This is a genomic window from Epilithonimonas sp., from assembly GCF_032054305.1.
Lineage (GTDB): Bacteria > Bacteroidota > Bacteroidia > Flavobacteriales > Weeksellaceae > Epilithonimonas.
Window position 1 is genome coordinate 86,883 of sequence record NZ_DAMBSX010000004.1, and the last position, 15,603, is coordinate 102,485.

Sequence of the window (15,603 nt, forward strand, 5' to 3'; positions counted from 1 at the left end):
TAAGATTAAAACAATGAAAAAGATAACAGCAATCATATTCCTATTAGGAATTATTGGCGTAAGGTCTCAGGTAGCCATTGGGAAAAATAATGTGACCAACGCTTCCGTATCTTTAGAATTTGGTGACACCCAAGCTAAAGGGATGATATTGCCATACGTTACGGACAAAAGTGCAATTACCGAGAATGGTACTATTCTATATAATGCAACAACTCATAAAGTAGAATATCTGAAAGATACTAACTCTTGGTTCGACCTCAGCGTGGATACTGCAGGTGTAGCAGATCTTTCTATACAAGGTTCCGATAAGACAGAGCAAACAGTTGCTAAAACAACTATCGGTTCCAATAGTGCTACCGATACAACTCCTGGTATACTAGTACTATCAGATGCGGACAAGGCAATGATATTACCAAAAGTGGCAAGTCCACACCTTAACATCATCAATCCAAGCCCAGGCATGGTCGTTTACGATACCACTAAAAGACAATTGGCCGTTTATAACGGTACCAACTGGAGTTTTTGGAAACCTTAAGATCAATAAAAAACAATGAAATTTGGACGGGACGAATATGTTCCGTCCTTTTTTTGTTCTAATATCTAATGGCATAGCTATTATTTATTTCGATGTATGATAAAATAAATCTCTTATTTAATATTTCCATAGTTTTGTGAAAAAATTACCGATGCAATCTCAAATCGTTTACGAAGACAACCATATGATGGTCATCAACAAAAAAGCCGGGCAACTGGTTCAGGGTGATAAAACCGGTGACCTATCATTGTTGGAACTGATCAAGGAGTTCATCAAAAAAAGAGATGACAAACCAGGTAATGTCTTTCTCGGTCTGGTTCATAGGATCGATAGGCCAACTTCCGGATTGGTCATTTATGCGAAAACTTCCAAAGCGCTTTCCCGACTGACTCAAATGGTAAAAAATCGCGAGATAAAAAAAACGTATTGGGCAATTGTTGGCAAAGAGATGATTCCGAGTTCACAGAGATTGGTTCATTATCTCAAGAAAAATGAAAAAAATAACAAAGCGATCGTCTATCCAAAAGCAACTGACGGAGCCAAAGAATCTATATTGACCTACAATCTGGTCAAAACTTTGGACAATTATCTTTTGTTGGAAATCGATCTGGAAACAGGAAGACATCATCAGATTCGTGCACAGCTTTCGAAGATCAGGGTACCAGTCAAAGGAGATTTGAAATATGGTTCGCCACGTTCCAATTCCGACGGAGGAATATCACTTCATGCTAGAAAACTGAATTTCATTCATCCCGTCACAAAAGAAAATATTGAAATCGTAGCGCCAGTTCCGCAAAATGACGCGATTTGGAGAGCTTGCGAAGAATAAAAAAAACCGAAAGAAAAATTTTCTTTCGGTTTTAATCTACAAAGTAGAGGTTTCTTCTTTTTTCTCCTGATTAAGCAGGTTTGGAGATTCTTTCGCCAACTTATTTTTCGTCGGGATTTTATAATTGAAAGAAAGTCCAAAGTTTCTCGTATCATTTTTATTTCTGATGTACACATTTGGAAGTGCGTTAGTTGTTCTCAGATTCGTTTCGTTGGTGTTGAAAATATCATTTGCAAACAGCGTTAACGTCATTCTGTCTTTATTGAATTTCCTTGACAGCGATAAATTCAATGTATTATAGAATGATTTGTTTGGATAATAAAAGAACTCATTTCCTTTGGTAAGATACGTATAATTGGCATTGAACTTAACTTTGTATGGCAAAATAAACTGTCCGGAAACATTATATGTCCAGTAACCTTTCGGATTGATAATCTGATCCATTTGCTGCAACTGATAAGAACCATAGAGGAAAATAAAACTCACTTGGTCAGGATTCATATCCATTTTCATAATGTCTTTGAACGGTGTGTTGAAAATGGCCAAAGGAATTGGGAATCCGATATTGAAATTATGCGTTTTCAAACGGTCAAGATTGTCGCTTGTTTGGATAATCAAATCGCCTCTTCTCTCAACAATCTGAACCACTTGATTTTTAGCATTTGTGAAGTTATAACCAATGAATGCATAATTCAAAGCACTTAATTTTATTTCGAAATTATCGAAAATCGTTGGTTGAAGATTTGGATTTCCTGAGAAATCGATATTTTCATTTCCATATCTTGTGTTGTTCGGATTCAGATTGGCAACGTTCGGTAAGGTGATTTTCTTGTTATAATTAATATTAAAGAAAGCGATTTTTGGAATAATGTTGTACTGAATACTCGCATTGGGGAACACTTTGAATTTTTCAAACGATCTCAGGTTGTCATAATTTCCATTATCAAAATTGAGACTCGTTCCATTGATGTTATAATACTCTCCACGAAGTCCCAAAACAAAATCCATTTTGCCTTTGGTTGCACTCGCTTCGGAATAAAAAGCCGTCGTTTTACTCTTGTAATCCAAGTTTTCTACGCCAAAATTATCCGCTGAAAATTCCAATTGGTCATAGAAGGCGCCTAAACTCAATTTTCCTTCATCTAAAACCTTGATTGGCTGAGCATAATCTACTCTGAAATTGTAAACATTTTGATTGGAGCCATTGTTTAAAACCTTATCGCTCGTAGAAGGTGTTGGCAAGATATTTCTTCCGGTTTGATCAAAATCATTGCCGAAATTGGTGTAAGAACCTTTGAACTCCAGTTTTTTGTTTTTATCGTCAAATTTTTTCTGATACGTCGCTGTCAACTCATTTCGTGTATTGCTTTGGTCAATGATATCTCGGCCGGTAGATTCGGTTCCGTTGAATAGAGAATACTTGTCCACGTAACGGTCAGAAGAACCTAGCGAAAGATTATAATTCAAAAGCAATCGGTCTTGTCCGATATCAAATGTGAACGCACTTCTCAAATATTGATTTCTGTTGACGTTATCATTGTAAAGTCGTGAGATTTCGTCAATCGTGGATTTTGTTTCGCTTTCGTTATAATTTTGTCCGACATTCAGCTGCCATCCAAACCATTTATTTTTTGAGTTGAGCGTTAAACTATTATTGAACTTACTTCTGTAATGGTCATAATTGCTGAAACGATAACCACCAGCGTAGGTTGCAGACAAATAGGACTTGGCGGTTCTGCTGGTAATAATGTTGATGATAGCACCACCGGAAGTCGCCGGAAATTCTGCGCCAGGCTGTGTAATGATTTCAATTCTCTCGATGCTGTTGGCTGGAAGCCCTTCCAAATATGCGGTAAGCTGCGAGCTATAGATATTCAGCGGACGGCCGTCCATATAAACGTCCAGCGATTTTCCCTGATAAATCATTCCCGCCATCTCGGAAACTACCAACCCAGGGATTTTTTGCAAACCTTCTAATGTATTTCCGGAGTTAAGATGTGGTTGTTCGGAAAAATCATAGATAGTTCTGTCCGCTTTTTGTTCGACGGCTTTTTTAGTTTTAGTAATCGTTACCGCTTCTATTTCTTTTTCCTTGTTGTCTGTTTCCTTTTTTTCAGTTTCCTGGGCAAAGTAGATTTGACTTAGAAATAGAGCCGAGATTGGAAGAATAGATTTTACTTTCATAGTTTAGTTTGTACCTTATTAGACAACCGAAAGGAGGATTTGTTACATCTTTTGTAAAAAATCCTCTCATTCTGATTGGCCTAATTCGCCCGGTTAACTTCCTCGAAGTTGATATTCTTTTTCTGGATTTGTTTTTTCTTGTTGCCAAATGTGTAATTCACGCTCAAACGGAAACTTCTTCCATCCCAATAATTATTGAAATATTGGCTGTTATCACTGAAATACATATCTCCACGAAATCTCTGAGCAAAGATATTCGTCACCGTTGCATTGATTTGAAGTTGTTTTTCCATTAGAGAAAACTTGATTCCCGAATTCAGATTGGAAAAATTATGGAAATAAGAATTCACATTTTTGTAAGGTAAACTTTGGTCGTAGTTTAGGAACAGAGAAACCGTTTTTGATTTATTTAAAATAAATGTGTTGTTGATAGAATAACTTACCGAAGTTCCTTTGGATGTTTCCGCACTGATATTGAAAACTTCTGAGTTTTGATAAGATGCGTTTGCAGAAATAGTGGCTTCCCAGAATTTGAAGAAAGTATCCGTGTAAGAAACATTAGCTCCATAAAAATTATTATTATAGTAGTTCTGATAATCTCCATTTTGAGAAATACCATCCAAGTAACCGATTTGTCCAAAAGCATTAGTCAATCGAAGATAATAAACGCTCGCCGAAAGCTTGTTATTATACGTATAACCTAATTCATAATTGTTAATGTAAGAAGGCTTTAACAAAGGATTTCCTGATGAATAAGAATATGGGTTTTCATACCATCGGAATGGATTCAGATTGCTCATACTAGGTCTGTTGATTCTTCTGGAAAAGGAGAAGCTGAAAACATTTTTATCCTCTTTATAAGAAACATAAGCCGAAGGAAACCATTGCCCGTAAGAAAAATTATTCACAGAACTTTTTACAATGGTATTTTCATATCGGATTCCTGCTTTTGTTTCCCAATGTTCTCCGAAATTTTTCGCAAAACTTCCGTAAACAGCATAATTCTCCTCGCGATAATTGAAAGTGCTACTTTTTTCATTATCAATGATATATTGGTTGTTTTCAAAATCTAGGTATTTCAAATCTGCAGAGTTTCTGAATTGATTGAACTTAACACCTGTTTCAATCGTTCCAAATTTAAATGGCAATTCTAAATCGCCTTGAACGGAGAAAATCTGAGGTGTGATTTTCGACAACGTTTTCACATCTTGACCGGTATTTTCAGGAAGAGTCAAAGTGGAAAAATTAACTTCTGTATCATTATTATTTTTATAAAAATTACCTGCAAAACTCAATTTCTTTCCAAGCGAATCCAACTTCAAATCATAATAAGCACTCAAAGTATGCGTTGGCGATTTTTCTCTGTGAAAAGTATTGGTTAACAAGTTTTTTTCTGTCAAATCAGAACTGATGTTTCTCGTTGTGTTAAAGATATCCATTCCTGATTTTTCGTGTCCGAAAATATACTCCACTCCAGCTTCGGAGTTTTTATTGATTTTATAAGATGCATTAATGCTTGGTGTTAAATCCTGCCACATATCTTTTCTTGTAGACTCACTGTAATTTTGAGATTTTCCAAGTATAATATATCTTTCATTAGAGCGTTTTGCACCATCAATGTAGCTGGTTTTCAAGCTTAAACTAAGCTTTTCGGTTTGATAATTGAAAGTTCCGTTGGTTGTTCCGTTGAAATAGGTTCTCTGTGTCAAACCAGTGCTGATATTGCCGCTGAAACCAAGATTCGGATTTTTCTTTAGAATGATATTGATGAGTCCGCTGTTTCCCTGTGCTTCATACTTTGAAGGAGGCGTTGTAATGACTTCTATTTTTGAAATATTTTCCGAACGGATGGATTTCAGATAATTCAAAAGTGCAGTTCCGGAAAGATTCAGCATTTTTCCATTGATCATTACATTCACACTACTTTTTCCAGTGATAGAAATTGTCCCCATATTCTCACCTACTTTCAACATTGGAACATTTGCCAAAGTTTCACCAGCGTCCATTCCTTGCGAAGCGATGGATGCATCGACATTGAAGATCAATCGGTCGGCTTTTCTTTCCAGTAATTTTTTCTTTACCAAAATATTAACTTGCTCAATTTCTTTTAAGCTGTCTTTTTGAGTTTGGGCAAAAGTTGCTATTGATAGAATGCTTGCGATGAATAAGTAACTTAATTTCATAATTTCTAATAGTTTAATTTCTTGAGACAAAAGTATTTTCAAACTAATTTTTATAAAATAGCATTTAGATTTGACCCAATTTTAATCCGACCAAAATATTTTCATCGATAAAAAATCGGGGTTCATAGAATTTGACAAGAATAATTGATGTGTACTTTCTATTTTTGAAGTATGAAAAATTTAGTAATCATAATGGTATCGTTGCTAATGTATTCCTGTATTGGAAAACACAGAGTAGACGTTTGGAAAACAATGACAATTGCACCAGGAGACAGCATCGTTGTTGGTAAAACAAAAGCACCGGCAGTTTTAGAAATCAAAAACCTATCGGATGAAAATCTATTGTTGGTTTCCCAACTGAAAATGCAGAAGCAGATTTTGGCGAGATCATCGTTTTCTTACAGCTTGCCAAAAAAGAGCGGTTTGATATTGGAGAATCCAACTAAGAATCCGCTTTCAATTCATTTGCATTATTCGTCTAATAAACCGATTCTAATTAATCACAAACAACTACGATGAAAAAACAACAGCTTTTATTTCTTCATATATTTTATTGGTGTATTTACATTCTCGGAACTTTTATATTTCCTTATTTAGTATTCGGAACAGAAGCCGATTATTTTAAAATAACCTTTGCTATTACAAGCTTTATATGTTTTTACGTCAACTATTTTTTTGTAATCCCGAAGTTCTTCAATATTCAAAATCTCTCCAAAACACTGCTCGCTTTTCTTTTAAGTGTTTTTTGTTTTGTATTGATTCGCTATTGTGTGGAAGAGATTTTATCGCCTTATTTTTTGGGGATCAGGAATTACAATGAGAAAACGTCTTTGAGTTTTTATTTTTATGATAATATCTATTACAGCAGTACAACGATTTTTATAAGCACGGTTTTTTGCTTGTTCAAGTTGATGTCCGATGCCGAAATTGAGAAAAGACAATTGATAGAAGAAAAAAAGAATTCTGAACTTCAGGCTTTGAAAACTCAGATCAATCCACATTTTATTTTTAATACACTTAATAATATTTATTCTTTGGTCTATCAAAAATCAGAAAAAGCATTACCAGCGATTGAAGAACTGAGCCAATTATTGAGATATAGCACAAAAGATCTTGAAAGAGATTTCATTTCTTTGGAAAAGGAAGTTGGATATTTGGAAAGTCTGATAGAATTAGAAAAACTCAGAATCAAAAATCCCGAATTATTAATGATCAATAAAAAAATCAACTTCCCGAATCTGAATATTTCTCCGATGTTGCTGGTTCCGTTTGTAGAAAATGCCTTCAAGCACGGAGATTTCTCAGGAAAAGGATTTACCTTGAAAATTTCTGATGATAATCAAAGGTTAAATTTTTATCTTCATAATTTCAAGAAACAAAAATCAAAAGATTCGCTTTCCGGAATTGGAATCGGCAATGTTAAAAAAAGACTGGAAATCCTTTATCCAAACCAACACGAACTCGATATTATTGAAACCGAAACCGATTTTGCCGTAGATTTGAAGATTGATTTGAGAAATGGATAAAATTAAATGTATTGTTGTAGATGACGAGCCGCTTGCAGTTTCTTTGTTAGGAAGTTATGTAGAGAAAATGCCGTTTCTGGATTTGGTTTTTTCCACGGAAAATCCAATTGAAGCTTTAGAATATATTCAGAAAAATGAAGCTGATCTGATTTTTCTGGACATTCAGATGCCAGAACTGACTGGAATCAATTTCATGAAAATCTTAGGCAACAAGCTGAAATATATTCTCACAACAGCTTACGCAGAATATGCTTTGGAAGGTTACGAACATAATGTTGTCGATTATCTTTTGAAGCCGATTTCTTTTGGGCGTTTTGAAAAAAGTGCCTTGAAAGCGCAGGAACGTTTTGCCATCAATCAAGATTCTCAGGATTCTTATTTCTTTGTCAAGTCTTCGGGGAAGCAATATAAAGTCAATTTCAATGACATTCTTTTCATAGAAAGTATCAAAGATTACGTCAATATCAAAACCGAAAACCAAGAATATATTGTCCTTGATACTTTGAAATCTCTGGAAAACCAATTGCCGGAAAATTTCGCAAGAGTTCACAAATCTTTTATTCTCAATCTTGAGAAGATTGAGAAAATCGATGTTAAAAATGTCATTCTCGATTCTGGAAAAGAAATCCCAATTGGAGAAACTTACAAATCCGAATTCTTCTTGAAAATCAAAAAATAATAATTTATCTCTAGCATATTCTAAATTCTGTATATTCTCTTGCCTTTTTACTAAGAATAATGCTAAATTTGCATCAAACACACAGAATGATGCAAGAAAAACTGTTAGCAATTATCAATTCTATCAAAAAAAATAAATTTGAGGAATCTCTTTCAGAGATCACTCCTGAACAAAAACTCAGAGAAGACCTCAATTTTGACTCTTTTGATCTGGCCGAACTTACCGTAAAAATTGAAGAAGAATTTGGAGTAGATATATTTGAGGACGGGCTGATAAATTCGGTTAACGAAATCTACTCAAAACTCTGATGTTTTTTCTGATAGACCACAATTCTTCGCTTTCATACGAAGAAATCCTGCAACATATTAATTCCGGAAACTCCTATGCCGATTGTTATATCTACCCTGATTTGAGATCATTTTTTCTAAACTGGATCTTTGCATTAGTCAATCAAAGGAATATTGCCCTTATGGATTCTGACATCTCCGAAAAAGAGATCCTGTCAAACAATCTACAAGTCAATCAATTAATTAGAATTGAGAATCCGATTAAGGTTAATTCAGTTGAGGAATTGTCCAATTTTATCAGTCATTCCAATTCTGAAATTACACTTTTCACTTCCGGAACTACAGGATTTACGAGAAAATTCACACATCCTCTGAAAAATCTTATCAGAAAAATCAATATTTCCAGCGAAAGAAAGAATGACATTTGGGGATTTGCGTTCAATCCGACTCATGTTGCCGGCGTTCAGGTCTTTTTTCAAGCTATTTTGAATCAGAATCTTTTGGTGAATGTCTTTCTGGCTCCGAAAGATTTTGTGACCAATGCTATCGATGAATATAAAATAACGAATCTCTCATCAACACCCACTTTTTACCGATTGTTATTACCATTGAAAAAGTCATTTGACTCGGTAAATAAAATCACAGTTGGCGGCGAAAAGTCAGATCCTTTTTTGATATCAGAAATACAAAAGGCGTTTCCGAATGCAAGGATCAACAATGTATATGGCTCAACGGAAACCGGACCTTTGTTCTCGTCTCAGGATGATGAGTTTTTTGTTCAGGAGAAGCATATTGGTCTTATAAAAGTTGTGGATGACGAATTATACATTCACAAAGATCTTTTTGGAAAAACAACCCAGTTGAATATGGTTGATGACTTTTATCCAACAGGAGATCTGATCGAATGGATAGATGACAAACAAAGAAAATTCCGTTTTACATCAAGAAAAAATGAATTGATCAACGTTGGTGGTTATAAAGTAAATCCTTATGAAGTTGAAGATGAACTGATACAGCATTCCAAAATCCGGAATGTAAGAGTTTACGGAAAACCAAATGCTGTCTTAGGGAATATCATCTGTTGTGAGATCGAATTGCATCCGGGTTCTGAATTGAAAGAAGAAGATATAAGATTTTTCCTGAATGGGAAGATCCAGAATTTCAAAATACCACGCAAAATAAGTTTCGTCGATAAAATAGAATTAACCAGGACCGGAAAAAAGAAAATAGTATGAAATCAAAACTTTAACTGTAACTAATGAAAGCGGTAACATATGACATTAAAAAAATATAATCTAAATATGAATGTTTTGATCACAGGTGTCTCTAGAGGTGTTGGCTTGGAAATCAGCAAATTATTCCTGGAAAATGGACATACGGTTTACGGGATCAGCAGAACAGAATCGGAAGAGTTGAAAGTTTTGGAGAAACAATATCCCAATAATCTTTTCTTCAAAGCTTTTGACCTGTCGAATCCGGAAGATATCAAACAATCTGTTTTCAAAGATTTTGTGAACAACCATATTCCGATTCACGTTCTGATAAACAATGCGGCAGTCGCTTACGATGATATTGTGACCAATCTTCATATCGATGATTTGAGAAAAATGTTTGATGTCAATCTCTATTCGCCAATGTTTTTGACAAAATATGCGATCCGAAATATGATCTATAACCGAATTCCCGGAAGCATTATTCATATTTCTTCCATCAGTGCCCATACAGGCTACAAAGGACTCTCCATGTACGCATCTTCCAAAGGTGCCTTACAGTCTTTTTCCAAAAATATCTCCAGAGAATGGGGCGAGCGTGGTATCCGTTCCAACATCATCGTTCCGGGTTATATGGAAACTGCGATGAATGCAAAATTGACCCAGGAACACAAAAACAGGATCTTCAAAAGAACTGCTTTGAAAAAAGCAACAGACATGAGATCCGTTGCAGAAACAGTTTTGTTTTTGGCAGGAGAAAAATCAAATTCGATTACCGGGCAAGAAATCTGTGTAGATTCTGGAACGTTATAAAATTAAAACCATGATCAATCTAATTTATAAAGCGCTTAACATCATACCAAAAACAATTGTAAAAATTGAAAAGCTTTATTCTTTCAGCATTCTCAATTCTCATTCCGGGGTCAAGCTTCATTCTGACTTGAAGATTGGTAAGGCGACTACTTTTGAATTGGATGATAACGCCAAATTCGAAATTGGGAAAAATGTCATTTGGAGAGACCATAATGCAATCAGAATCAGAAAGGGGGGTACACTTATTTTTGGAAATAATGTGGATCTCAGTCATTATATTTCCATCAATTGCCTTGATAAAATTGCGCTTGGAGACAACACTTGTGTTGCAGAAGGATGCAAGTTCTATGACCACGACCATGCTTTTGAAACGAAACCGGAATATATCTGGCATAAAGACAAATTCAATACAGCACCGATCATTATTGGCAAAAATGTCAAGATCTACAGCAATGTTACCATTCTCAAGGGTGTAACAATTGGTGATAATTGTATCATTGGGGCCAACTGCGTCATTTCCAGGAACGTACCTGCCAATTCGATCATCTTCGGAAAGCACGAATTGATGAGGTTACCGTTGATGTAATTTCTATCCTTCATTAGTGAAGCTTGATCCGCCTTCTGTTCCCGCTTTTTGTGTCATTGCGAACGAAGTGAAGCAATCTATAGAAGTTTTTACAATCGCAATGTCAGAAAAAGAGCTCCCTCAAATCGTGCTGCGAGAGATCCACCGTTTAAAAAAATACTATGAAAAAAATTAAAAACTTTTTAAGGTAAAAAAAAATCTGTGGCGTCATATTCATATGGAGTCGCTATCTTTACAGCAAATGGCCGAAAAAAAATCTGCATCGATTACGGAAGTCGTGAAAAATTACGGCTCTCAACTCTTGCGCTTTATCAATTCTAAAGTTGCAAAGACAGAAGATGCGGAAGACATTTTGCAGGAAGTCTGGTTTCAGACCAGTAGATTGACCAACCTGGATGAGCTGGAGAATGTCGGAGCCTGGTTATATTCGGTCACCAGAAACAAGATCATCGATAGTTACCGGAAAAAGAAAACTGAATCACTGGAAGATTTTGTCTATCAGGACGAAGATGGTGAGCTGAATGTGAAGGATATCCTTTTGGCAGATGATAGCAATAATCCCGAAATAGGCGTTTTCAAAGAAATGTTCTGGAACGAGTTGATGAAAGCTTTGGATGAGTTACCGGAAAAACAAAGGCGTGTCTATATCCAAAATGAGCTCGAAGATAAAACACTGCAGGAAATCGCAGATGAAGAGGGCGAAAACATAAAAACAATAATCAGTAGAAAATCTTATGCTGTAAAACATCTGCGAAAAAAATTGCAGACACTTTACAACGATTTGAACGATTAATATAATAAAGAATGAAACGTAATAAAAAGAAATTTTGGCTGATCTTCCCTTGTGTGATTGCTGCAATGGGATTGTTCATTTGGTTTTTCCAATGGCTCTGGAATACACTTTTACCAGATATTTTGGGAGTGAAAGCAATTAATTATTGGCAGGCATTCGGAATTTTGCTGTTATCCAAAATCTTATTTGGAGGCTTTAACGGGAAGAAATTCGGAAAAAGAAATCATTTTGAAGGACGAGATGATATGAGAGCGAACTGGAAACACAAGTTTGAATCGAGATTTTGCGGAACCGAAGAAGAGCGTGAGGAATTCAAAGAGATGTGGAAACAGAAACTGGAATCTAAATTTTTTGGAACAGAAGAGGACAAAGACAAGTTCAAAGAAATGTGGAAGCAGAAATTTGAATCCAAATTCTGTAGACCTGAGCCGGAAGAAAACAAAATTTAATCCGACATAAAAAAAAGATTTTGATAGAATTATTAACATGAATTAATTGTCCGTAATTTCTTCTCCGTTTAAAAATAAAAAAAGCTTTCTAAAATTTAGAAAGCTTTTTAAGTACCCCAGACGGGACTTGAACCCGTACATCCTTGCGGATACAGGATTTTAAGTCCTGCGTGTCTACCAATTCCACCACCAGGGCAAAGTAGAACTTGAGCGAAAAACGGGACTCGAACCCGCGACCCCAACCTTGGCAAGGTTGTGCTCTACCAACTGAGCTATTTTCGCATAAAAAAAATTCCTAATTTCTTAGAAATTTTTTAATTATAGTGCGGATGAAGGGACTCGAACCCCCACGCCTCACGGCACCAGATCCTAAGTCTGGCGTGGCTACCAATTACACCACATCCGCATTTTCTAAGAACTCCTTTTCTTTTGTTTTGGTGAGTGCAAATATATAACACTTTTATATTTCCTCCAAAATAAATTCAATCTTTTTTTGAAGTTTTTTGGCTGTATGATTTTGAATAACATCAATACTTTTTATTACCTTTACAGACTTAAAACATTTTCGAGATATGGAATTAACAGGAACGATAAAGAAAATTTCTGATTTACAAACTTTTAGCAGCGGATTTCAAAAGAAAGAACTGGTCCTTTTGACAGAGGAGCAATACCCACAACCTATTAATATTGAATTTTTATCGGAAAAAGTTGACCTTCTCAATACATATAAAGTTGGCGACAAGGTGAAAGTCCATATCAATATCAGAGGGAGAGAATGGACAAGTCCACAGGGTGAAGTAAAATATTTCAATTCTATTACAGCTTGGAGAATGGAAAAAGACGGTTCTTCTGACTTCAATGAGCCAACTGAAGCATCCCCAAATCAAGGTCAATCTCCTGCAACTGAAAACAAGAATGTTTTCGCAGAAGATGAAGATGACGATTTACCTTTCTAATTTAGATAATTTAATCAAAATAAACTTCCCTGTACATTCATTTGTGCAGGGATTTTTTTATAAATTCGGGGTCATTATAAATGATCATGGAAATCTTTAAAATCATTGAGCCCACAGTTGCGAAAGTCCCCGTTATCATAAGTGTTCCGCATGCCGGAACCTTTATTCCGGAAGATATAAAATCTAAAATGAACTCTGAAGTTTCAAACCAATTGGATGATACTGATTGGTTTATCGATAAGCTTTATGGTTTTGCAACAGAACTTGGAATTACAATTATTGTAGCGAATTACAGCAGATGGGTTGTTGACCTCAATAGAAATCCTAAAAACCAACCGCTTTATAATGACGGAAGAGTCATTACGGACGTTGTAACAATAACAGATTTCAATGGAAATAAAATCTATAATGATGATTATGTTCCAAACGAAGAAGAAGTTTCCAGAAGAGTTGAATTATTTCACAAACCTTACCAGGAAAAACTGGATGAACTTTTAATTGAAACTAAAAATGAATTCGGGAAAGTGTTGTTGTTTGATGCTCATTCTATAAGAAAATCTGTTCAAGGGATTCGTTCGGAGGATTTTCCTGATTTGATTCTTGGTGATAATGATGAAACTTCTGCTCATCCGGAACTGATTAAAACAGCTATTAATTCTTTAAAAAATAAGGGTTACGAATTTTCTCACAACTACCCTTTCAAGGGTGGATTCATTACCAGAAATTTCGGAAAACCAAGTGAGAATATCCACGCTTTGCAATTGGAAATGTGCAAGACCAATTATATGGATTCTTCGGAAACGATTTATGATAATGGAAATGGAGAACGAATTCAGAAGGTTTTGAAGGAAACGCTGGTAAATCTTATTGGAACTATAAATAAAATATAAATTCTCGCTGATTGGGCAGATTTTGCAGATTCTATTTTGGAACAGAGAATCGCTCGCAGCACGACTTGAGCGGACTCGTCGAGAGCCTCAGAGTGACAAATTGGGAGTTCTTCGATAGTTTGACAAGCTCACTACAGGCTAAGCTCAGGATAGATTACAGGCGGATAAGCTGCCCAAACCTAACGCAGTGGTCGACGCAAAAACATAAAAGGCTTCGAGAATATCAGCCTGACAACTAAAAACCAAACACAATCAACTATAAAATGTATACATTCAAAGGATTACTGACCGAAAACGGATGGATAGAAAATGCTTTTGTAAAGCTGGACGAATCCGGAAATATCTCTGACCTGAAAACCGTGGAAAAACCCGAAGGCGAATATGTTGACGGATATGTTTTACCCGGATTTCAGAATGCACATTCGCATGCGTTTCAGTATGCGATGTGCGGATTAGCGGAGTATTTTGAAGGGTCGGAAGTTCCGGATGATTTCTGGAGCTGGCGCGATGCAATGTACAGAATTGCACTTTCATTATCGCCCGAACAAATGGAAGATGTTGCTGCGATGTTGTATGCAGAAATGCTGAGAAACGGTTATACATCGGTTGCAGAGTTCCATTATGTGCATCACGATAAAGATGGAAAACCTTATCAAAACCTTTCGGAATTAGGAGAAAGATTGGTTGCTGCGGCGAAAAGAGCTGGAATTAGAATTACTTTAATTCCAATGTTTTATCAGAAAGGGAATTTCGGAACGGAACCTTATGATTTGCAGAGACGTTTTATCTCGAAAACAGTTGACGAATATTATCAATTGCTGGAAGCTTCCAAAAAATCGATTCAGTTTTATGACAAAGCGAATCTGGCGGTTGGTTCGCATTCTTTGAGGGCGGTTCAGAAAGAAGATCTGATCGAATCTTCGCTGCTTTCCAAAGATTATCCGTTTCATATCCATATTGCAGAACAATTGAAAGAAATCAAAGATTGCATTGACTTCTACGGAAAAAGACCTGCAGAATGGCTTTTGGAAAATTGTGATGTGAATGAGAATTTCAATTTGATTCATTGTACTCATCTTGAAGATAACGAGGTTGAAGGCATTGCAAAGTCTGGTGCAAACATCGTTCTTTGTCCATCAACAGAAGGAAATTTGGGCGACGGAAAATTCCGATTCAAAGACTATCAGAATTTTGGTGGTAACTGGTCAATTGGAACAGACAGCCAAATCTGTGTCAATCCTTTGGAAGATTTACGTTTGTTAGATTATAGCCAAAGAATCAATACACACAGACGTGATACTTTTTTCAAACCAAATCTTGGAGACAGCGGATTCAATGCGTTGAAAACAGCATGGAAATCCGGACGAAAATCAATGGGACTTGAGAATGAAAATTTCTTCAAAATCGGGCCAAGTTTTGATGCGGTTGTTATTGATGCGAAAGCACCTTTGATTGAGACTTCTTCTCTCAAAAATCTTTGCAATACAATTGTTTATTCGTCTGATCCCTCACATCTTTTGGGAACTATTGTTGCCGGAAAATGGGTGGTGAAAAATGGGAAGCACGAGAATTATGAAGATGCTAGACAAAGTTTTGTCAAGTCTATTAATGATATTAAAATCAGATAGATATTTTCTTGCAGATTGTGCTAAATTAGCAGATAATAATATTTTAACGCAAGG

General features: G+C 35.8%; 16 protein-coding genes and 3 tRNA genes. 14 read left to right on the top strand and 5 right to left on the bottom strand.

Annotated features, from left to right (window positions below; translation table 11 throughout):
* Positions 1-13: 13 nt before the first annotated feature.
* Positions 14-535 (top strand): hypothetical protein, encoded by a 522-nt coding sequence (locus RTX21_RS09495; protein ID WP_312767144.1) that lies wholly within the window; start codon positions 14-16, stop codon positions 533-535.
* A gap of 151 nt (positions 536-686) precedes the next feature.
* Positions 687-1,364 (top strand): RluA family pseudouridine synthase, encoded by a 678-nt coding sequence (locus tag RTX21_RS09500; protein ID WP_312767146.1) that lies wholly within the window; start codon positions 687-689, stop codon positions 1,362-1,364.
* 36 nt (positions 1,365-1,400) lie between these two features.
* On the opposite strand, the gene RTX21_RS09505 is transcribed toward RTX21_RS09500, so the two are convergent.
* Positions 1,401-3,548, bottom strand: coding sequence for an outer membrane beta-barrel protein (locus RTX21_RS09505; protein WP_312767148.1), 2,148 nt, complete (start codon positions 3,546-3,548; stop codon positions 1,401-1,403).
* Between the two features lie 80 nt (positions 3,549-3,628).
* A complete protein-coding gene (locus RTX21_RS09510; protein ID WP_312767150.1) occupies positions 3,629-5,731 on the bottom strand; it encodes an outer membrane beta-barrel family protein in 2,103 nt (700 codons plus the stop codon).
* 171 nt (positions 5,732-5,902) lie between these two features.
* On the opposite strand from RTX21_RS09510, the gene RTX21_RS09515 reads away from it, so the two are divergent.
* The 9 genes from RTX21_RS09515 to RTX21_RS09555 all read left to right on the top strand — a co-directional run bounded on the left by RTX21_RS09515 (position 5,903) and on the right by RTX21_RS09555 (position 12,075).
* The gene (locus RTX21_RS09515; RefSeq protein WP_312767151.1) at positions 5,903-6,250 is read left to right on the top strand and encodes a hypothetical protein; all 348 of its coding nucleotides are present in this window, start codon (positions 5,903-5,905) and stop codon (positions 6,248-6,250) included.
* Positions 6,247-7,257 carry a sensor histidine kinase gene (locus RTX21_RS09520; protein ID WP_312767152.1) on the top strand — a complete coding sequence of 337 codons (1,011 nt, stop codon included), beginning with the start codon at positions 6,247-6,249 and terminating at the stop codon, positions 7,255-7,257. The genes RTX21_RS09515 and RTX21_RS09520 overlap by 4 nt, the downstream gene beginning before the upstream one ends.
* Positions 7,250-7,936 carry a LytTR family DNA-binding domain-containing protein gene (locus tag RTX21_RS09525; protein WP_312767153.1) on the top strand — a complete coding sequence of 229 codons (687 nt, stop codon included), beginning with the start codon at positions 7,250-7,252 and terminating at the stop codon, positions 7,934-7,936. Before RTX21_RS09520 ends, RTX21_RS09525 begins: the two co-directional genes overlap by 8 nt.
* An 86-nt stretch (positions 7,937-8,022) precedes the next feature.
* A complete protein-coding gene (locus RTX21_RS09530; RefSeq protein ID WP_312767155.1) occupies positions 8,023-8,244 on the top strand; it encodes an acyl carrier protein in 222 nt (73 codons plus the stop codon).
* Complete coding sequence (locus RTX21_RS09535) at positions 8,244-9,458, top strand: fatty acid--CoA ligase family protein (protein WP_312767157.1); 1,215 nt, start codon at positions 8,244-8,246, stop codon at positions 9,456-9,458. The genes RTX21_RS09530 and RTX21_RS09535 overlap by 1 nt, the downstream gene beginning before the upstream one ends.
* Positions 9,459-9,524: 66 nt before the next feature.
* Positions 9,525-10,247 carry an SDR family oxidoreductase gene (locus RTX21_RS09540; protein WP_312767158.1) on the top strand — a complete coding sequence of 241 codons (723 nt, stop codon included), beginning with the start codon at positions 9,525-9,527 and terminating at the stop codon, positions 10,245-10,247.
* Between the two features lie 10 nt (positions 10,248-10,257).
* Positions 10,258-10,833: an acyltransferase gene (locus RTX21_RS09545; RefSeq protein ID WP_312767159.1), complete on the top strand. Its 576-nt coding sequence runs from the start codon at positions 10,258-10,260 to the stop codon at positions 10,831-10,833.
* 241 nt (positions 10,834-11,074) lie between these two features.
* On the top strand, positions 11,075-11,626 hold the full coding sequence (locus RTX21_RS09550; RefSeq protein WP_312767160.1) for a sigma-70 family RNA polymerase sigma factor: 552 nt from the start codon (positions 11,075-11,077) through the stop codon (positions 11,624-11,626).
* 11 nt (positions 11,627-11,637) lie between these two features.
* A complete protein-coding gene (locus tag RTX21_RS09555; protein ID WP_312767161.1) occupies positions 11,638-12,075 on the top strand; it encodes a hypothetical protein in 438 nt (145 codons plus the stop codon).
* 112 nt (positions 12,076-12,187) lie between these two features.
* Here RTX21_RS09555 and RTX21_RS09560 read toward each other — a convergent pair.
* The 3 genes from RTX21_RS09560 to RTX21_RS09570 all read right to left on the bottom strand — a co-directional run bounded on the left by RTX21_RS09560 (position 12,188) and on the right by RTX21_RS09570 (position 12,481).
* Positions 12,188-12,271 (bottom strand) — tRNA-Leu (locus RTX21_RS09560).
* Positions 12,272-12,284: 13 nt separating this feature from the next.
* A tRNA-Gly gene (locus tag RTX21_RS09565) sits at positions 12,285-12,357 on the bottom strand.
* A gap of 42 nt (positions 12,358-12,399) precedes the next feature.
* Positions 12,400-12,481 (bottom strand) — tRNA-Leu (locus RTX21_RS09570).
* Between the two features lie 166 nt (positions 12,482-12,647).
* On the opposite strand from RTX21_RS09570, the gene RTX21_RS09575 reads away from it, so the two are divergent.
* The 3 genes from RTX21_RS09575 (at position 12,648) to hutF (ending at position 15,549) form a co-directional block, all read left to right on the top strand.
* The gene (locus RTX21_RS09575; RefSeq protein WP_312767162.1) at positions 12,648-13,031 is read left to right on the top strand and encodes a DUF3127 domain-containing protein; all 384 of its coding nucleotides are present in this window, start codon (positions 12,648-12,650) and stop codon (positions 13,029-13,031) included.
* A gap of 86 nt (positions 13,032-13,117) precedes the next feature.
* Entirely contained in the window at positions 13,118-13,921 is an 804-nt protein-coding gene (locus tag RTX21_RS09580; RefSeq protein ID WP_312767164.1) for an N-formylglutamate amidohydrolase, read from the top strand.
* Between the two features lie 263 nt (positions 13,922-14,184).
* On the top strand, positions 14,185-15,549 hold the full coding sequence (hutF, locus tag RTX21_RS09585) for a formimidoylglutamate deiminase (protein ID WP_312767166.1): 1,365 nt from the start codon (positions 14,185-14,187) through the stop codon (positions 15,547-15,549).
* The last annotated feature ends 54 nt before the right edge of the window (positions 15,550-15,603 follow it).